An 18763-nucleotide genomic window follows, 5' to 3' on the forward strand; every position below is an offset into this window, starting at 1 on the left:
ATGACTGAAAAAGACGAAAAGTTTTTTGAGAAGAAAATGGACCGTCGAGAATTTCTAAAAAAAGCAGGCATTGGAGGGGCTGGTTTAGCGCTAGGACTCTCTGGTGCTTCTGCTTTTTTCGCACCTAAGCTAGGAAGTCAGGAAAAAATCTCGTACGGAAATGAAAAAATTGCTTTTTATGGTAAGCATCAAGCTGGCATTAGTACGCCCATGCAAAAGAATATCTATTTTGTTGTCTTGGACTTGCATACGACGGATAAGGATAAGATTATTCAGTTGTTCAAGGATTGGACAGATTATAGTGCAAAACTGGTAGAAGGAGAATTGGTTAAAAAAGATGGTCAAAACGGCCTTTTACCACCTAGTGATACAGGGGAAACAGTAGGACTCAATCCGCATCGTTTGACCCTGACTTTTGGTGTGTCTGCGAATTTTTTGAAAAAATTGAACTTAGAAAACAAGCGTCCTCAAGTGTTCAGAGATTTACCGCCATTCCCTAAAGAGCAATTGCGTGAAAAATATACTGGTGGGGATATTGTCATTCAGGCTTGCGCAGATGATGAGCAGGTTGCCTTTCATGCGATTCGCAACCTCATCCGTAAGGGCAGAAATGCCGTGACTCTTCGCTGGAGTCAGTCTGGTTTTGCTGCCATCGGAGATCGAATGGAGACTCCGCGTAACCTCTTTGGTTTTAAAGATGGGACAGCAAATCCAACCAAGGAGCAAGACTTTGACCGCGTTATCTGGGCTGATAGTAAGGACTGGATGGAAAATGGATCTTATATGGCAGTTCGTCGGATTCAGATGTTTTTAGAGACCTGGGACCGTACTAGTCTTGAAGAACAAGAAAATACTTTTGGCCGTTATAAGGAAAGTGGTGCTCCCTTCGGTAAGAAAAATGAGTTTGATGAAGTGGATTTGAGTCTTTTGCCAGATGATTCGCATGTTCGTTTAGCCAAGGAAGTGGACAAGCCCCTTTTACGTCGTTCTTATTCTTACTCAGATGGGATTGATGAAAAGACTGGCCAGTTTGATACGGGTCTGCTCTTCATTTCTTTCCAGAAGGATCCTGATAACTTTGTCAAGGTTCAAACCAATCTAGGTGCTACTGATAAGATGAATGAATATATCACTCACATCGGTAGTGGACTCTTTGCTTGCTTTGGTGGTGTGGAGAAAGGAGGCTACATTGGTCAGAAATTATTGGAAGGCTAGAAGCTGGTTCTTGGTTTTAGCTTTGTTATTTTTAATTCTTTCCCCAGTAGGTGCCCAAGAGAGTCTAAGTTCTTACTTTGTGAAAATCACAGATGCGTCCAAAGCGGTTAAAAATGGCAATCAGTCTGAAGCACAGAAACTCGTTGCAGAGATGGCATCAGACTTTGAAAGAGTAAAAGACAGTAATTCTGAGGCTGGTAAAGTCGTTAAGGAAAAGTTAGTACAATCAGGAGAGATTACTGAAGACAAACTCACTCAACTTTCTTCAGCCTTATTAGCCTTTGAAAAAGAACAAAATCCTGTTGACTTAGATGCGGAAAAGGAAAAATTGGTGAACCGTCTAAGTCCTCGTTTTGAAGCATTGGAGCAGGCCATTGCCTCCAAAGATTTGGAAAAAGTGCGAGAAGCCTTTAAGAAAATGAATTCCACTTGGACTATCAATGAAAGTGTGGTTCGTGACAATAGTACGGCCCATTATGGACGTGTTGAAACAGCTATTTCCTTCCTACGTAGTAGCATGGAAACCGAGCCTACAGATTTTAACTCGATCCAGACTTCCTTTGAGGACTTAAAAAAGGCTATTGATGATTTTGTAAGCGGAAAAGAAGTAGTAGCAACGTCTTCTGATTTGAATCTTAAAGACGGTATTGCCCTTTTGAAGAAGGCTCTAGAACAATTCCAAGCTGGCGACCAATCATCAGGAGTAGCTAGTATGAAGGAATTTATCACTATCTGGCCAACGATTGAGGGTTCTGTCAGCACAACCAATCCTTCCCTCTATACTCGAGTGGAAAGTGAAAGCCCTGTGATTATGGTTAAGGGAAGTGAGAAGGACTACCAAGAAAAATTAGAAAAACTGATTGCAGATTTATCACAGATTGATACTAGTGCACGTTACAATGCCTTTGATGTTATGCTGATTCTCCTAAGAGAAGGGGTAGAGGCTCTCTTAATCGTTATGGCCTTGGTAACGACCTTGAAAGCAGCCAAGATGCGTAAAGGGCTCAAGTGGGTTTATGGTGGTGCTATCACAGGGATCATGGCAAGTCTGGTTATTGCTTTCATCCTGCAAATTGCTTTTCCAGCAGTGACATCAGGATCCAATCGTGAAATCATCGAAGGAGCAGTTGGGATTTTTGCAGTTGCTATGATGATTTTGATTGGAATCTGGCTCCACAGCAAATCCTCGGTCAAAAAATGGAATGCCTTTATGGAGTCACAAATGGAAACAGTGACCAAGACAGGCTCCTTTATTTCCATGTTTGCTCTCAGTTTTCTAGCTGTTTTCCGTGAGGGAGCAGAAACCATTCTCTTTTATGTTGGGATTTTACCAAGAATTTCCAGCTTTGAATTTGTCTTGGGAATTTCCCTTGCCTTGCTGGTTCTGGTAATTATTGCTATTGTGATGAACAAGGCCAGTCAATTCTTCCTGCCTCATAAGGTCTTCTTTATCTTGACTTGGATGATTTATGCTTTGGCATTCAAGATGCTAGGGGTTAGTGTCCACGCTCTTCAGTTGACTAATATGGTACCAAATCACTTGCTGACAGGATTTCTAACAATCGACTTACTTGGAATTTATCCAAGTTGGGAAGGTTTGGTTAGCCAGCTAGTCTTTGTTGTTATTGTCTTGATTGTCACTTTCAGACAGGGTGAAAAATAGATGGATAGAAAAGAATTGACAATCGTTGAACATCTGGTAGAATTTAGAAAGAGATTATTGGCAGTGGTCATTTGCTTCTTTTTAGTATTCTGTGTCTCCTTGCTTTTTGCAGACCAGATTTACCAGTATGTGACCCAAGCTTTTCAGCAAAAGTTGATTGTTTTAGGTCCTAATGATATTTTATGGATATACATACGTTTGGCTAGTCTGATGGCCTTTACCATCACCCTACCTTATACAGTTTATCATATTTGGTCTTTCATCAAACCTGGTTTAAGAAAGGAAGAAGCTAGAGTAATTTTTGCCTATATTCCAGCTAGTTTCCTTTGTTTTCTAGTTGGACTGGCTTTTGGTTTTTACTTTGTAACACCAGCCTTACTTCAGGTTTTATTAGGGCTAGGAGAAGGACTATTTGAAACACAGTTAACAGCTCAAAATTATCTGTCCTTTGTTTTTCAAACGACCTTGCCCTTGGCTCTGATTTTTGAATTGCCAGTTATCATTGCCTTTTTAACGTCAATTGGACTCATTGGACCAGAATTATTGATTGCTTATCGCCGATATGCTTATTTTATTTTATTGGTACTCGCAGTCATCTTGACACCAGCTGACTTTGTCAGCGATTTGGCAATGACTGCCCCCTTGATATTACTCTATGAATTGAGTATTGCTATCAGCAAACATATTATGAAACGCAAGCAGAAAGGAGAGAGAAATGGGAATCTTACGTGATATCGGAGCACCAGGATTGATTATTATTGTTTTAGGAGCTCTCTTGATCTTCGGACCAAAGCGATTGCCTGAACTAGGAGAGTCAATCGGTAAAATGCTATCTGAATTTAAAAAAGCAGTTAAAGGAACTGAAAATCAAGATAAGAAAGATTAAGACTGGTGAGTTTTACTAAAAATAAGAAGTTAGGAAGTGTGTCTCTATTGGACATTTATCATTTCCTAGCTTTTTCTTGTATTAAGAAAATATAAATTTAAGCTTTCTTTAAGAAAACTATATTATTCTGAAGAACTCTAAAATTTCACAGCCATTTATTAGTAATGACTATTGAATTCCTAGTCACTACTAGAAATGGACTAGTTTCTTTGAATAATGGAACTGCTTAATCCTCCTATTCTAGAACGGGATGACTAGTATTTCTTTTATGATAGGACTAGATTGTGGTATAATAGAGAGAGTAAGTTTTTTTAGTAAGACAAAGGAGAAAATAGATGATTTATGCAGGAATTCTTGCCGGTGGAACTGGCACACGTATGGGAATCAGTAATTTGCCAAAACAATTTTTAGAGCTAGGTGATCGACCTATTTTGGTTCATACAATTGAAAAATTTGTCTTGGAACCAAGTATTGAAAAAATTGTGGTTGGGGTTCATGGAGACTGGGTTTCCCATGCAGAGGATCTTGTAGATAAATATCTACCTCTTCATAAAGATCGTATCATCATTACAAAAGGTGGTGCTGACCGTAATACGAGTATTGAGAAAATCATTGAAGCCATTGATGCTTATCGTCCGCTTACTCCAGAGGACATCGTTGTTACCCACGATTCTGTTCGTCCATTTATTACGCTTCGCATGATTCAGGACAATATCCAACTTGCTCAAAATCATGACGCAGTGGACACAGTGGTAGAAGCGGTTGATACTATCGTTGAAAGTACTAACGGTCAATTTATTACAGATATTCCAAATCGTGCTCACCTCTATCAAGGACAAACACCTCAAACATTCCGTTGCAAGGACTTCATGGATCTTTACGGTTCTCTCTCTGCCGAAGAGAAAGAAATCTTAACAGATGCATGTAAAATCTTTGTAATCAAAGGAAAAGATGTAGCCTTGGCTAAGGGTGAATATTCAAATCTGAAAATTACTACAGTAACAGATTTGAAGATTGCAAAAAGCATGATTGAGGAAGAGTAATAAAATGATTAATCAAATTTACCAACTAACAAAGCCTAAGTTTATCAATGTCAAATATCAGGAAGAGGCTATTGACCAAGAGAATCATATCCTCATCCGCCCTAATTATATGGCGGTCTGTCATGCGGATCAGCGTTACTACCAAGGAAAACGTGATCCAAAGATTTTGAATAAAAAGCTTCCAATGGCAATGATTCACGAGTCATGTGGAACCGTTATTTCTGACCCGACAGGAACCTATGAAGTTGGTCAAAAAGTTGTCATGATTCCCAATCAGCCTCCTATGCAGAGTGATGAAGAATTCTATGAGAACTACATGACAGGGATCCATTTCTTGTCTAGTGGATTTGATGGCTTTATGCGAGAGTTTGTTTCTCTCCCTAAAGACCGTGTGGTGGCTTATGATGCTATTGAAGATACGGTTGCTGCGATTACAGAGTTCGTTAGTGTCGGTATGCATGCCATGAATCGCTTATTGACCCTTGCTCATAGCAAGCGGGACCGAATCGCCGTTATCGGAGATGGAAGTTTAGCTTTTGTGGTTGCCAATATTATCAACTATACTTTGCCAGAAGCAGAGATTGTGGTTATTGGTCGTCATTGGGAAAAATTGGAACTTTTCTCATTTGCCAAAGAATGCTATATCACTGATAATATTCCTGAAGATTTGGCCTTTGACCATGCTTTTGAGTGTTGTGGTGGGGATGGTACTGGACCGGCTATTAATGATTTGATTCGCTATATTCGTCCTCAGGGAACGATCCTTATGATGGGAGTTAGCGAGTATAAAGTTAATATCAATACACGCGATGCCTTAGAAAAAGGCTTGCTCTTGGTTGGTTCCTCTCGTTCTGGTCGCATTGATTTTGAAAATGCAATCCAAATGATGGAAGTCAAGAAATTCGCTAATCGTCTTAAAAATATCCTTTATCTAGAAGAACCTGTAAGGGAAATTAAAGATATTCACCGTGTCTTTGCTACCGATTTAAATACAGCCTTTAAAACTGTGTTTAAGTGGGAAGTATAAGTGCTGGAGGTTAATTGTGGAGAAAATTATTAAAGAAAAAATTTCTTCCTTACTTAGTGCAGAAGAGTAAGTCCTCAGTGTTGAACAACTGGGGGGAATGACCAATCAAAACTATTTGGCCAAAACAACAAATAAGCAATATATTGTTAAATTCTTTGGTAAAGGGACAGAAAAGCTGATCAATCGTCAAGATGAAAAGTACAATCTTGAACTACTAAAGGATTTAGACTTAGATGTAAAAAATTATCTTTTTGATATTGAAGTTGGTTTCAAAGTAAATGAGTATATCGAATCTGCGATTACGCTTGATTCAACTACAATCAAGACCAAATTTGATGAAATTGCTCCAATTTTACAAACCATTCATGCTTCTGGCAAGGAATTAAGAGGAGAATTTGCTCCTTTCGAAGAAATCAAGAAATACGAATCCTTGATTGAGGAAAAAATCCCTTATGCCAACTATGAAGCTGTTCGAAATGCAGTCTTCTCTTTAGGGAAAAGACTAGCTGACTTAGGTGTTGACAGAAAATCTTGTCATATCGTTTTGGTGCCTGAAAACTTTATCGAATCACCTCAAGGACGACTTTATCTGATTGACTGGGAATATTCATCAATGAACGATCCAATGTGGGATTTGGCTGCTTTCTTTTTAGAGTCTGAATTCACTCGTCAAGAGGAAGAAGCCTTATTGTCTCACTATGAGAGTGAGTAAACACCTGTCTCTTGTGAAAAGATTGCGATCTATAAAATTTTGCAAGATACTATTTGGAGTCTATGGACTGTCTATAAGGAAGAGCAAGGCGCAGATTTTGGTGACTATGGTGTGAATCGTTACCAAAGAGCTGTTAAAGGTTTGGCCTATTATGGAGGTTCAGATGAAAAATAAAAGTGGAGTTTCTTTTGGTCTACTTTCAGGTATTTTCTGGGGGTTAGGTCTAACGATTAGTGCTTATATCTTTTCGATTTTTACAGATTTGTCTCCCTTTGTGGTGGCCGCTGCTCACGATTTCTTGAGTATCTTTATCTTACTAGCTTTTCTCTTGGTAAAAGAAGGAAAAGTTCGTCTCTCAATTTTCTTAAATATTCGCAATGTTAGTGTTATCATCGGAGCCTGGCTAGCAGGCCCTATCGGTATGCAGGCCAATCTTTATGCGGTTAAGTATATCGGAAGTTCCTTAGCTTCATCTGTGTCGGCTATTTACCCTGCGATTTCGGTTTTATTGGCTTTCTTCTTTTTAAAGCACAAGATTTCAAAAAATACTGTATTTGAGATTGTCTTAATTATTGGAGGGATAGTTGCTCAGACCTATATGGTTGAACAGGTCAATTCCTACTACATTGGGATTCTCTGTGCTTTGGTTTGTGCTATTGCATGGGGAAGCGAAAGTGTTCTTAGCTCTTTTGCCATGGAAAGTGAATTGAGTGAAATCGAAGCCCTCTTGATTCGTCAAGTGACTTCATTCTTGTCCTATCTTGTGATTGTGCTCTTCTCTCATCAGTCATTTGCAGAAGTGGCCAATGGACAATTGTTAAGTCTTATGATTGTCTTTGCAGCCTTTGATATGATTTCCTATTTGGCTTATTATATCGCTATCAATCGCTTGCAACCAGTCAAGGCTACAGGCTTGAATGTGAGCTATGTAGTATGGACAGTCTTGTTTGCAGTTGTTTTCTTGGGTGCACCGCTAGATATGCTGACAATTATTACGTCACTTGTCGTTATTGCTGGAGTTTATATTATTATTAAAGAATAAAGGAGATTCGTGTGAAATCCATTATCTTAGCAGCGGGATTGGGAACTCGCTTGCGTCCTATGACTGAAAATACTCCTAAAGCCTTGGTTCAGGTTAATCAAAAACCCTTGATTGAATACCAAATTGAGTTTTTAAAAGAAAAAGGAATCAATGACATCTTCATTGTTGGTTACCTTAAAGAACAATTCGATTACTTGAAAGAAAAATATGGGGTTCGCCTTGTCTTCAATGATAAATACGCTGCCTACAATAACTTTTATTCTCTCTATCTTGTAAAAGAAGAATTGGCCAACAGTTATGTTATTGATGCCGATAATTATCTCTTTAAAAATATGTTCCGTAATGATTTGACTCGTTCGACTTATTTTAGTGTTTATCGTGAAGATTGTACCAACGAATGGTTCTTGGTCTATGGAGATGACTACAAGGTTCAAGACATTATTGTTGATAGCAAGGCAGGTCGTATTCTTAGTGGTGTATCTTTCTGGGATGCTCCAACTGCAGAAAAAATTGTCGGCTTTATCGATAAGGCTTATGCAAGTGGTGAATTTGTTGATCTCTACTGGGACAATATGGTTAAGGATAATATCAAAGAGCTAGATGTCTATGTTGAAGAATTAGAAGGCAATAGCATCTATGATATTGATAGCGTCCAAGACTATCACAAATTAGAAGAAATTCTTAAAAACGAAAATTAAAGATTCTAACATCTGACTGAAATAGTCGGATGTTTTTTTGATTTTTTTACGAATAAATAGATGAGTAGAAAAAGAAATGGAGTTATTTATGAAAATCACAAACTATGAAATCTATAAGTTAAAAAAATCAGGTTTGACCAATCAACAGGTTTTGAAAGTGCTAGAATACGGTGAAAATGTTGATCAAGAACTTTTATTGGGCGATATTGCAGATATATCAGGTTGCCGAAATCCAGCTGTTTTTACGGAACGTTATTTTCAGATAGACGATGCGCATTTGGAGAAGGAGTTTCAAAAGTTTCCATCTTTCTCTATTTTAGACGACTGTTACCCTTGGGATCTAAGTGAAATATACGATGCACCTGTGCTTTTATTTTACAAGGGAAATCTGGACCTCTTGAAATTTCCTAAGGTAGCGGTTGTGGGTGGTCGTGCTTGTAGCAAACAGGGAGCTAAGTCAGTTGAAAAAGTTATTCAGGGCTTGGAAAATGAACTGGTTATTGTAAGTGGTCTTGCTAAGGGCATTGATACAGCAGCTCATATGGCAGCTCTCCAGAATGGTGGCAAAACCATTGCAGTGATTGGAACAGGGCTGGATGTGTTTTATCCTAAAGCCAATAAACGCTTGCAAGACTACATCGGAAATGATCATCTAGTTCTCAGTGAGTATGGACCTGGTGAACAACCTCTGAAATTTCATTTTCCTGCCCGTAATCGCATCATTGCTGGACTTTGCCGTGGTGTGATTGTAGCAGAGGCTAAGATGCGTTCAGGTAGTCTCATTACCTGTGAGCGAGCAATGGAAGAAGGGCGTGATGTCTTTGCTATTCCTGGTAGCATTTTAGATGGATTATCAGACGGTTGCCATCATTTGATTCAGGAAGGAGCAAAATTGGTCACCAGTGGGCAAGATGTTCTTGCGGAATTTGAATTTTAATACTCTTCGAAAATCTCTTCAAACCACGTCAACTTCACCTCGCCGTACTCAAGTACAGCCTGCGGCTAGCTTCCTAGTTTGCTCTTTGATTTTCATTGAGTATAAGAAGAAAGTCCGCTTACTAGACAAACTTTTCTTCTATATATAGGAGCTAAGTCTTGACAGTTATGGCAAAATGGTTTACACTTTATAAAGTTTATTACTTTGAAAAGGTGTGATACTGTGGCTACGGCAACAAAAAAGAAAAAATCAACAGTTAAAAAAAATCTAGTAATCGTGGAGTCGCCTGCTAAGGCGAAAACGATTGAGAAATATCTAGGCAGAAATTACAAGGTTTTAGCCAGTGTCGGGCATATCCGTGATTTGAAGAAATCCAGTATGTCCGTCGATATTGAAAATAATTACGAACCGCAATATATCAATATCCGAGGAAAAGGTCCTCTTATCAATGACTTGAAAAAAGAAGCTAAAAAAGCTAATAAAGTCTTTCTGGCGAGTGACCCGGACCGTGAAGGAGAAGCAATTTCTTGGCATTTGGCTCACATTCTCAACTTGGATGAAAATGATGCCAACCGTGTGGTCTTCAATGAAATTACCAAGGATGCGGTCAAAAATGCATTTAAAGAACCACGCAAGATTGATATGGACTTGGTTGATGCCCAACAGGCTCGTCGTGTCTTGGATCGCTTGGTAGGGTATTCGATTTCACCGATTTTATGGAAGAAGGTCAAGAAGGGCTTGTCAGCAGGGCGCGTACAGTCTATTGCCCTTAAACTCATCATTGACCGTGAGAATGAAATCAATGCTTTCCAGCCAGAGGAATACTGGACAATTGATGGCGTCTTTAAAAAGGGAACCAAGCAATTCCAGGCTTCCTTCTATGGAGTAGATGGTAAAAAACTGAAACTGACTAGCAATGACGAGGTTAAGGAAGTCTTGTCTCGTCTGACTAGTAAAGACTTTTCAGTGGATCAGGTAGATAAGAAAGAGCGCAAACGCAATGCTCCGTTACCTTATACAACTTCGTCCATGCAGATGGATGCGGCTAATAAAATCAATTTCCGTACTAGAAAGACCATGATGGTTGCCCAACAGCTTTATGAAGGGATTAATATCGGTTCTGGTGTGCAAGGTTTGATCACCTATATGCGTACCGATTCGACTCGTATCAGTCCAGTAGCGCAGAACGAAGCAGCAAGTTTCATTACAGACCGTTTTGGTAGCAAGTATTCTAAGCATGGTAGCAAGGTCAAAAATGCATCAGGAGCTCAGGATGCCCACGAGGCTATTCGTCCGTCTAGTGTCTTTAATACACCTGAAAGTATTGCTAAGTATTTGGACAAGGATCAGCTCAAGCTTTATACTCTTATTTGGAATCGTTTTGTAGCGAGTCAGATGACAGCCGCTGTCTTTGATACCATGGCTGTTAAATTGTCTCAAAATGGGGTTCAATTTGCTGCCAATGGTAGTCAGGTTAAGTTTGATGGTTATCTTGCCATTTATAACGATTCTGACAAGAATAAGATGTTACCGGACATGGCTGTTGGAGATGTGGTCAAACAGGTCAATAGCAAACCAGAGCAACATTTCACCCAACCACCTGCTCGCTATTCTGAAGCGACACTGATCAAGACCTTGGAGGAAAATGGGGTTGGCCGTCCGTCAACCTACGCACCAACAATTGAAACCATTCAGAAACGTTATTATGTTCGCCTTGCAGCCAAACGCTTTGAACCGACAGAGTTGGGAGAAATTGTTAATAAGCTCATCGTTGAATATTTCCCAGATATCGTAAACGTGACCTTTACAGCTGAAATGGAAGGCAAACTGGATGATGTCGAAGTCGGAAAAGAGCAGTGGCAACGTGTTATAGACTCCTTTTACAAACCATTCTCTAAAGAAGTGGCCAAGGCTGAAGAAGAAATGGAAAAAATCCAGATCAAGGATGAACCAGCTGGATTTGATTGTGAAGTGTGTGGCAGTCCAATGGTCATTAAACTTGGTCGTTTTGGTAAGTTCTATGCTTGTAGCAATTTCCCAGATTGCCGTCATACCCAAGCAATCGTGAAAGAAATCGGTGTTGAGTGTCCAAGTTGTCATCAGGGACAAATCATTGAGCGTAAAACCAAGCGTAACCGTCTCTTCTATGGTTGCAATCGCTATCCAGAATGTGAATTTACCTCTTGGGATAAGCCTGTTGGTCGTGACTGTCCAAAATGTGGCAATTTCCTCATGGAGAAAAAAGTCCGTGGTGGTGGCAAGCAGGTTGTATGTAGTAATGGTGACTACGAAGAAGAAAAGATTAAATAAGAGGAGAGTCCTGAAAGTGAATTTCAGGCTCTTTTTGGTTGGAACTTGACAAAATTCACCATTGTATGCGAAACTAGAAGAAGATTATTTTATACTCAATGAAAATCAAAGAGCAAACTAGGAAACTAACCGCAGGTTGCTCAAAGCACTGCTTTGAGGTTGCAGATAAGACTGACGAAGTCAGGAACCATACCTACGGTAAGGCGACGTTGACGCGGTTTGAAGAGATTTTCGAAGAGTATTAACTAGGAGAAGTTATGCGTCTTATCTATTTGATAATTGGTTTTTTATCATTGGCCTTGGCTATTATTGGGGTTGTTTTGCCCTTGCTGCCTACAACGCCTTTTCTTTTGTTGTCTATTGCTTGTTTCTCAAAAAGTTCCAAGCGCTTCGAAGACTGGCTTTATCATACTAAGCTCTATCAAGCATATGTGGCTGATTTTCGCGAGACTAAGTCTATTGCGCGTGAACGAAAGAAAAAAATCATCGTATCTATCTACATCTTGATGGGGATTTCCATTTATTTTGCTCCTCTCTTACCTGTCAAAATAGGTCTGGGTGCTTTGACCATCTTTATCACCTATTATCTCTTTAAGGTCATTCCAGACAAAGAATAGTTAAAATAGTAGTTATTTGCCTCGATAAAATTGAAAGCATATTTACAATAATATGATATAATAAATTCAAAGTAATAATCAAGGAGAATCAAATGATCTACGAATTTTGTGCTGAAAATGTGACCTTGCTTGAAAAAGCGATGCAGGCTGGAGCTCGTCGAATCGAACTCTGTGACAATCTAGCAGTTGGTGGGACAACTCCCAGCTATGGAGTGACCAAGGCAGCGGTTGAATTGGCAGCTAACTACGATACGACCATCACGACCATGATTCGTCCACGTGGTGGCGACTTTGTCTATAATGACCTAGAAATTGATATCATGTTAGAAGACATTCGGTTGACCGCTCAGGCTGGAAGTCAAGGGGTTGTATTTGGGGTTTTAACTGCTGATAAGAAGTTGGATAAGCCTAATCTTGAGAAGTTAATAGCTGCATCAAAAGGGATGGAAATAGTCTTCCACATGGCCTTTGATGAATTGAGCGAAGAAGACCAGTTAGAAGCTATTGACTGGCTCAGCCAAGCTGGTGTCACTCGTATCCTGACTCGCGCTGGTGTATCTGGCGACTCTCTAGACAAACGTTTTGCTCACTATCACAGAATTTTAGAGCACGCTAAAGGTAAGATTGAAATTCTACCAGGTGGGGGGATTGGCCTTGACAACCGTCAAACCTTTATAGACCAGCTTGGCGTGACACAATTACATGGAACTAAGGTTGTCTTTTAAAAAATAGAAAGGAACTGCTAGCCTTGGGTAGCAGTTTTCGCTTATGTTTGAAATATTTAAATCCTATCAGTTTAATCAAGAAAAAGCTTTTGCCTATGGTTTTGTAGAAAATAGTGGAGTCTGGACCTATAGTTGCCAGATTTTGCAAGGTGACTTTGTCATGACTGTATCCATCACTGCTGATAATGTGAGTTTTCAAGTCTTTGACCATGAGACTGGTGACCTCTATCCTCAAGTCCATATGGAAAGTTTTAAAGGAAGTTTTGTTGCAAGTGTCCGTGAGGCTTGTCTGGAGATTCTTTACCAGATTCGGAAGGCTTGTTTTGATGTGCAAGATTTTATCTGTCCTCAGACTAAACGAATCATGACTCAAGTTCAAGAAAAGTATGGTAATCAGCTTGAGTATCTGTGGGAAAAATCACCTGATACAGCAGTGTTAAGACACGAAGGCAATAAAAAGTGGTATGCCGTCTTGATGAAAATCTCTTGGGATAAGTTGGAAAAGGGCAGAGAAGGACAGGTGGAAGCAGTCAACCTCAAACATGACCAAGTAGCTGATTTACTTTTAAATAAAGGTATTTATCCAGCTTTTCATATGAACAAACGCTACTGGATTAGTGTGGCGCTTGATGATGCTTTATCAGATGAAGAAGTGCTAGAATTGATAGAAAAAAGTTGGAACTTAACCACTAAAAAATGAAACATTTCAATATTTTTCAAGAACTTTCAATTAGCAAAATATTCTCTACTGAAGAAATTTTCAGAAAATATTGGATTTTTTCTTGACAAGTACTTTTGCCTATGCTAAAATACTAAACAAGATATCAAACGAAGGAGAAAGTCAAACATGAAAACAGCTAAGTTTAATCAATTCGCTTTGTTGTTGAGGTACTCGGGCTAGTGCAAAAAGCATTAGTCCTGTTTGGCTTACCAAGCGGGAGTGAATCAACATCTCGCTTGGACTTCTGAGCGAGATGTTTTTTTAAAACCACATTTGGAAAAGGGGAGATCTTTATGAGAACAGTTGAATTTCTAGATACCAGCCTTCGGGACGGAGAACAGACACCGGGCGTTAATTTTTCAATCAAGGAAAAAATTGCCATAGCAAGACAGTTGGAGAAATGGGGTATTTCAGCCATCGAAGCTGGTTTTCCAGCGGCTAGTCCTGATTCATTTACAGCAGTTCAGGAGATCGCTAAGGTATTGAAGAAAACGGCAGTGACTGGTTTGGCACGCTCTGTCAAGTCTGATATTGATGCTTGTTATGAGGCCCTCAAGGACGCTAAGTATCCACAGGTTCACGTCTTTATTGCTACCAGTCCGATTCACCGCAAATATAAGCTCAATAAGAGCAAGGAAGAGATTTTGGAAGCTATTAAAGAGCATGTTTCTTATGCCCGTTCTAAGTTTGAAGTGGTTGAATTCTCTCCAGAGGATGCGACCAGAACAGAGTTGAATTTCCTCTTGCAAGTTGTTCAAACAGCGGTTGATGCAGGTGCGACTTATATCAATATTCCTGATACGGTTGGATTCACCACTCCAGAAGAGTACGGAGCCATCTTCAAACACTTGATTGAGAATGTCAAGACAGATCGTCAGATTATCTATTCACCTCACTGTCATGATGACCTTGGAATGGCAGTGGCTAATAGCCTTGCTGCTGTCAAGAATGGGGCAGGACGTGTCGAAGGAACTATCAACGGAATAGGTGAGAGAGCTGGGAATGCTGCTCTTGAAGAAATTGCAGTGGCTCTCAATATTCGCCAAGATTACTACCAAGCAGAAACCAGTATTGTTTTAAATGAAACCATCAATACGTCAGAAATGGTTTCTCGCTTCTCTGGTATTCCAGTTCCTAAAAACAAGGCTGTGGTTGGTGGCAATGCCTTCTCTCACGAATCTGGTATTCACCAAGATGGAGTCCTTAAAAATCCTCTTACCTATGAAATCATCACTCCTGAATTAGTCGGTGTTAAGAGTAATAGTCTTCCACTTGGAAAATTGTCTGGTCGCCATGCCTTTGTTGAAAAACTAAGAGAATTGGCCCTAGACTTTTCAGAAGAGGATATCAAACCACTCTTTGCTAAGTTCAAGGCGCTGGCTGATAAAAAGCAAGAAATCACAGATGCAGATATTCGTGCTCTGGTAGCTGGAACCATGGTTGAAAATCCAGAAGGCTTCCATTTTGATGATTTACAACTGCAAACCCATGCAGATAATGACATTGAAGCACTCGTTAGCCTAGCCAATATGGATGGTGAGAAAGTCGAATTTAATGCGACAGGGCAAGGTTCTGTTGAAGCAATCTTTAACGCTATCGATAAGTTCTTTAACCAATCTGTCCGCTTGGTATCCTACACTATAGATGCGGTGACAGATGGAATCGATGCTCAAGCTCGGGTCTTGGTCACTGTTGAAAACAGAGATACAGAAACCATCTTTAATGCAGCAGGGCTTGATTTCGATGTGTTGAAGGCTTCGGCTATTGCCTATATCAATGCCAATACCTTTGTTCAAAAAGAGAATGCTGGTGAGATGGGACGCAGTGTTTCTTACCGCGATATGCCTAGTGTGTAAAGGAGAAGGCTATGACAAAGAAAATAGTAGCTCTAGCAGGGGACGGAATCGGCCCAGAAATCATGGAGGCTAGTTTAGAGGTTCTGGAGGTTCTAGCTGAAAAAACAGGTTTTGACTATGAGATTGACAGACGACCCTTCGGAGGTGCAGGTATCGATGCTGCAGGGCATCCCTTACCTGATGAAACCCTCAAGGCATGTAGAGAAGCAGATGCTATCCTCCTAGCGGCTATCGGTAGTCCTCAGTATGATGGAGCAGCGGTTCGCCCTGAACAAGGCTTGCTAGCTCTCCGTAAGGAACTCAATCTCTATGCCAATATTCGCCCAGTTAAGATTTTTGATAATCTCAAGCATTTGTCACCTCTAAAACCAGAACGAATTGCTGGTGTAGACTTTGTAGTTGTGCGTGAGTTGACAGGAGGGATTTACTTTGGAGATCATATTCTTGAAGAGCGAAAAGCGAGTGATATCAACGACTATAGCTACGAGGAAGTGGAGCGGATTATTCGCAAGGCATTTGAAATCGCAATAAATCGGAGAAAAATTGTTACTAGCATCGATAAGCAAAATGTGTTGGCAACATCAAAACTCTGGAGGAAAGTAGCTGAGGAAGTCGCGCAGGATTTCCCAGATGTAAGCTTGGAGCACCAGCTGGTGGACTCAGCTGCCATGCTTATGATTACCAATCCTGCTAAGTTTGATGTCATCGTGACGGAGAATCTTTTCGGAGATATCTTATCTGATGAATCAAGCGTCCTATCTGGTACACTTGGGGTCATGCCATCAGCCAGTCATTCTGAAAATGGCCCAAGTCTCTATGAGCCTATTCACGGTTCAGCGCCTGATATTGCAGGTCAAGGTATTGCCAATCCTATTTCCATGATTTTATCAGTTGCCATGATGTTGAGAGATAGCTTTGGTCGTTATGAGGATGCAGAGCGTATTGAGCATGCTGTTGAGACAAGTTTGGCAGCTGGTACATTAACGAGAGATATAGGAGGACAGGCTTCGACCAAGGAACTGACGGAAGCTATTATCGCAAGGTTATGAAGTTAGACGAAAAAATTACTCTAGTCCTTTTGATTTGGAATGTCATGATTTTCATCATTTATGGCATTGACAAATCCAAGGCAAGGAGAAGAGCTTGGCGCATCCCTGAGAAAATCTTACTCATTTTATCCTTTACTTGTGGTGGTTTTGGGGCTTGGTTGGCAGGAATCATCTTTCACCATAAGACTAGAAAATGGTACTTTAAAACGGTTTGGTTTCTCGGGATGGTGACCACACTAGTAGCCTTATATTTTATTTGGAGGTAATGGATGGCAGGAAAATCGATTTTTGATAAATTATGGGACCGTCATGTCATCACAGGAGAAGAGGGGCAGCCCCAACTCATGTATGTGGACCAGCACTATATTCATGAAGTGACCAGCCCTCAAGCCTTTCAAGGTTTGCGAGATGCAGGTCGCAGATTGAGACGACCAGACTTGACATTTGGAACCTTTGACCACAATGTCCCGACAGTCAATATCTACGATATTCGAGATGTAATTTCCAAGGCGCAAATTGATAAGCTAGCTGAAAATGTTGAGGAGTTTGGGATTGAACATGCGGCCCACGGTTCTGAAAAACAGGGAATTGTGCACATGGTTGGGCCAGAAACTGGAAGAACTCAACCAGGAAAATTCATCGTCTGTGGAGACAGCCATACGGCAACCCACGGAGCTTTTGGAGCCATCGCCTTTGGAATTGGGACCAGTGAGGTCGAACATGTCTTTGCGACACAGACCCTCTGGCAGGTCAAACCCAAGAAAATGCTGGTAGAATTCACTGGTGTCCCACAAAAGGGAGTCTATTCCAAAGATTATATTCTCGCCTTGATTGCCAAATACGGTGTTGCCTGTGGTGTTGGCTATGTGGTGGAATATCGTGGGCAAGCGATTGATGCACTAAGCATGGAAGAGCGAATGACCATCTGCAATATGTCCATCGAGTTTGGTTCTAAGATGGGAATCATGAATCCGGATCAAACCACCTATGATTATCTCAAGGGACGGGAATGTGTTCCAGAGGACTTTGAAGAGGCTGTGGCGGATTGGAAAACAATTGTCAGTGATGATGATGCTGTTTATGATAAGATTATCCAGATGGATGTTTCAGACTTGGCTCCTATGGTGACCTGGGGAACCAATCCTGCTATGGGGGTTGACTTTGACAGCAGTTTCCCAGAAATTAAAGATATGAATGATGAGCGAGCTTACAACTACATGGACTTAGAGCCAGGTCAAAAGCCAGCTGATATTGAACTAGGCTATATCTTTATCGGTTCATGTACCAATGCTCGTCTCAGCGACTTGCAACTGGCTGCGCGATTTGTCAAAGGAAAGAAAATTGCTCCCAACTTAACGGCTATCGTCGTCCCAGGTTCTCGTCCTGTCAAACGAGCTGCTGAGAAGTTGGGCTTGGACAAGGTTTTCCTAGACGCTGGTTTTGAGTGGCGAGACCCAGGTTGTTCTATGTGCCTAGGGATGAATCCAGACAAGGTTCCTGATGGTGTCCACTGCGCCTCAACCAGCAACCGCAACTTTGAAGACAGACAAGGCTTTGGCGCTAAGACCCACCTCTGCAGTCCAGCCATGGCAGCAGCAGCAGCTATTGCAGGGCGTTTCGTAGATGTTCGGCAAATGCCAGAAGCCCAGTAAGGAGAGGATATGGAGAAATTCACAGTTTATACGGGAACGACCGTTCCTCTCATGAATGATAACATCGACACCGACCAAATCCTACCCAAGCAGTTTCTCAAGTTAATTGATAAAAAAGGCTTTGGTAAGTACCTCATGTATGCTTGGCGTTATCTGGACGATAACTACACTGAGGATCCAGATTTTGTCTTTAACCGACCTGAATATCGCAAAGCCAGTATTCTCATTTCAGGGGATAACTTTGGCGCAGGCTCTTCGAGGGAACACGCGGCTTGGGCTTTAGCAGATTACGGTTTTAAGGTCGTGATTGCAGGATCTTTCGGTGACATTCATTACAATAATGAACTCAATAATGGCATGTTACCAATTGTTCAGCCTAGAGAAGTTAGAGAAAAGCTAGCCCAGCTTAAACCGACTGACCAGGTAACTGTGGACTTGGAACAACAGAAAATCATCTCACCGGTTGGAGAATTCACTTTCGAAATCGATAGCGAATGGAAACACAAACTCTTAAATGGTTTGGATGATATCGGTATTACCTTGCAGTATGAAGACTTGATTGCTGCTTATGAAAAGCAAAGACCAGCCTACTGGCGGGATTAGAAAAAAT

18 protein-coding genes and 1 pseudogene are annotated in these 18763 nt (G+C 40.7%); all 19 read left to right on the plus strand.

Going from position 1 to position 18763, the window contains the following annotated elements; genetic code table 11:
• The 19 genes and pseudogenes from efeB (at position 1) to leuD (ending at position 18756) form a co-directional block, all read left to right on the plus strand.
• Entirely contained in the window at positions 1–1215 is a 1215-nt protein-coding gene (gene efeB, locus B7696_RS09160) for an iron uptake transporter deferrochelatase/peroxidase subunit (RefSeq protein WP_084863340.1), read from the plus strand.
• Complete coding sequence (locus B7696_RS09165) at positions 1190–2878, plus strand: FTR1 family protein (RefSeq protein ID WP_084863341.1); 1689 nt, start codon at positions 1190–1192, stop codon at positions 2876–2878. Before efeB ends, B7696_RS09165 begins: the two co-directional genes overlap by 26 nt.
• Positions 2879–3610, plus strand: a complete 732-nt coding sequence (gene tatC, locus B7696_RS09170) for a twin-arginine translocase subunit TatC (RefSeq protein WP_084863343.1) — start codon at positions 2879–2881, stop codon at positions 3608–3610.
• Positions 3594–3764 carry a twin-arginine translocase TatA/TatE family subunit gene (gene tatA / locus B7696_RS09175; protein ID WP_020902402.1) on the plus strand — a complete coding sequence of 57 codons (171 nt, stop codon included), beginning with the start codon at positions 3594–3596 and terminating at the stop codon, positions 3762–3764. Before tatC ends, tatA begins: the two co-directional genes overlap by 17 nt.
• 335 nt (positions 3765–4099) lie before the next feature.
• Positions 4100–4807 (plus strand): IspD/TarI family cytidylyltransferase, encoded by a 708-nt coding sequence (locus tag B7696_RS09180; protein WP_049552516.1) that lies wholly within the window; start codon positions 4100–4102, stop codon positions 4805–4807.
• 4 nt (positions 4808–4811) lie between these two features.
• Positions 4812–5834, plus strand: a complete 1023-nt coding sequence (locus tag B7696_RS09185) for a ribitol-5-phosphate dehydrogenase (RefSeq protein WP_084863345.1) — start codon at positions 4812–4814, stop codon at positions 5832–5834.
• A gap of 16 nt (positions 5835–5850) precedes the next feature.
• A pseudogene (locus tag B7696_RS09190) lies at positions 5851–6720 on the plus strand (phosphotransferase).
• Positions 6710–7588, plus strand: coding sequence for a DMT family transporter (locus tag B7696_RS09195; protein WP_084863347.1), 879 nt, complete (start codon positions 6710–6712; stop codon positions 7586–7588). The pseudogene B7696_RS09190 and the gene B7696_RS09195 overlap by 11 nt, the downstream one beginning before the upstream one ends.
• 11 nt (positions 7589–7599) lie before the next feature.
• Positions 7600–8286 (plus strand): sugar phosphate nucleotidyltransferase, encoded by a 687-nt coding sequence (locus B7696_RS09200; protein ID WP_084863348.1) that lies wholly within the window; start codon positions 7600–7602, stop codon positions 8284–8286.
• 88 nt (positions 8287–8374) lie between these two features.
• Positions 8375–9223, plus strand: coding sequence for a DNA-processing protein DprA (gene dprA, locus B7696_RS09205; RefSeq protein ID WP_084863350.1), 849 nt, complete (start codon positions 8375–8377; stop codon positions 9221–9223).
• Between the two features lie 222 nt (positions 9224–9445).
• Entirely contained in the window at positions 9446–11533 is a 2088-nt protein-coding gene (gene topA / locus B7696_RS09210; RefSeq protein WP_084863352.1) for a type I DNA topoisomerase, read from the plus strand.
• Between the two features lie 257 nt (positions 11534–11790).
• The gene (locus B7696_RS09220; protein WP_084863353.1) at positions 11791–12150 is read left to right on the plus strand and encodes a YbaN family protein; all 360 of its coding nucleotides are present in this window, start codon (positions 11791–11793) and stop codon (positions 12148–12150) included.
• 92 nt (positions 12151–12242) lie between these two features.
• Positions 12243–12875, plus strand: a complete 633-nt coding sequence (locus tag B7696_RS09225) for a copper homeostasis protein CutC (RefSeq protein WP_084863355.1) — start codon at positions 12243–12245, stop codon at positions 12873–12875.
• A 43-nt stretch (positions 12876–12918) separates the two neighbouring features.
• Positions 12919–13575, plus strand: a complete 657-nt coding sequence (locus B7696_RS09230; protein WP_042751273.1) for an MmcQ/YjbR family DNA-binding protein — start codon at positions 12919–12921, stop codon at positions 13573–13575.
• A 314-nt stretch (positions 13576–13889) separates the two neighbouring features.
• Entirely contained in the window at positions 13890–15452 is a 1563-nt protein-coding gene (locus tag B7696_RS09235; protein WP_061589795.1) for a 2-isopropylmalate synthase, read from the plus strand.
• Positions 15453–15463: 11 nt separating this feature from the next.
• The gene (gene leuB, locus B7696_RS09240; protein WP_084863357.1) at positions 15464–16501 is read left to right on the plus strand and encodes a 3-isopropylmalate dehydrogenase; all 1038 of its coding nucleotides are present in this window, start codon (positions 15464–15466) and stop codon (positions 16499–16501) included.
• The gene (locus tag B7696_RS09245; RefSeq protein WP_004269690.1) at positions 16498–16767 is read left to right on the plus strand and encodes a DUF1294 domain-containing protein; all 270 of its coding nucleotides are present in this window, start codon (positions 16498–16500) and stop codon (positions 16765–16767) included. The genes leuB and B7696_RS09245 overlap by 4 nt, the downstream gene beginning before the upstream one ends.
• A gap of 3 nt (positions 16768–16770) precedes the next feature.
• Positions 16771–18153, plus strand: coding sequence for a 3-isopropylmalate dehydratase large subunit (leuC, locus tag B7696_RS09250; RefSeq protein ID WP_049491750.1), 1383 nt, complete (start codon positions 16771–16773; stop codon positions 18151–18153).
• 9 nt (positions 18154–18162) lie between these two features.
• A complete protein-coding gene (gene leuD, locus B7696_RS09255) occupies positions 18163–18756 on the plus strand; it encodes a 3-isopropylmalate dehydratase small subunit (RefSeq protein WP_084863358.1) in 594 nt (197 codons plus the stop codon).
• Positions 18757–18763 lie beyond the last annotated feature (7 nt).

Source organism: Streptococcus mitis, from assembly GCF_002096815.1.
Taxonomy (GTDB): domain Bacteria; phylum Bacillota; class Bacilli; order Lactobacillales; family Streptococcaceae; genus Streptococcus; species Streptococcus mitis_AD.

Excerpts from the sequence above, each read along its gene's own strand:
- B7696_RS09220 (WP_084863353.1), top strand. The coding sequence starts at position 11,791 with ATGCGTCTTATCTATTTGATAATTGGTTTTTTATCATTGGCCTTGGCT.
- leuD (WP_084863358.1), top strand. The coding sequence starts at position 18,163 with ATGGAGAAATTCACAGTTTATACGGGAACGACCGTTCCTCTCATGAAT.
- B7696_RS09180 (WP_049552516.1), top strand. The coding sequence starts at position 4,100 with ATGATTTATGCAGGAATTCTTGCCGGTGGAACTGGCACACGTATGGGA.
- B7696_RS09230 (WP_042751273.1), top strand. The coding sequence starts at position 12,919 with ATGTTTGAAATATTTAAATCCTATCAGTTTAATCAAGAAAAAGCTTTT.
- B7696_RS09185 (WP_084863345.1), top strand. The coding sequence starts at position 4,812 with ATGATTAATCAAATTTACCAACTAACAAAGCCTAAGTTTATCAATGTC.
- leuB (WP_084863357.1), top strand. The coding sequence starts at position 15,464 with ATGACAAAGAAAATAGTAGCTCTAGCAGGGGACGGAATCGGCCCAGAA.
- dprA (WP_084863350.1), top strand. The coding sequence starts at position 8,375 with ATGAAAATCACAAACTATGAAATCTATAAGTTAAAAAAATCAGGTTTG.
- leuC (WP_049491750.1), top strand. The coding sequence starts at position 16,771 with ATGGCAGGAAAATCGATTTTTGATAAATTATGGGACCGTCATGTCATC.
- B7696_RS09245 (WP_004269690.1), top strand. The coding sequence starts at position 16,498 with ATGAAGTTAGACGAAAAAATTACTCTAGTCCTTTTGATTTGGAATGTC.
- tatA (WP_020902402.1), top strand. The coding sequence starts at position 3,594 with ATGGGAATCTTACGTGATATCGGAGCACCAGGATTGATTATTATTGTT.
- B7696_RS09225 (WP_084863355.1), top strand. The coding sequence starts at position 12,243 with ATGATCTACGAATTTTGTGCTGAAAATGTGACCTTGCTTGAAAAAGCG.
- B7696_RS09235 (WP_061589795.1), top strand. The coding sequence starts at position 13,890 with ATGAGAACAGTTGAATTTCTAGATACCAGCCTTCGGGACGGAGAACAG.
- efeB (WP_084863340.1), top strand. The coding sequence starts at position 1 with ATGACTGAAAAAGACGAAAAGTTTTTTGAGAAGAAAATGGACCGTCGA.
- B7696_RS09195 (WP_084863347.1), top strand. The coding sequence starts at position 6,710 with ATGAAAAATAAAAGTGGAGTTTCTTTTGGTCTACTTTCAGGTATTTTC.
- tatC (WP_084863343.1), top strand. The coding sequence starts at position 2,879 with ATGGATAGAAAAGAATTGACAATCGTTGAACATCTGGTAGAATTTAGA.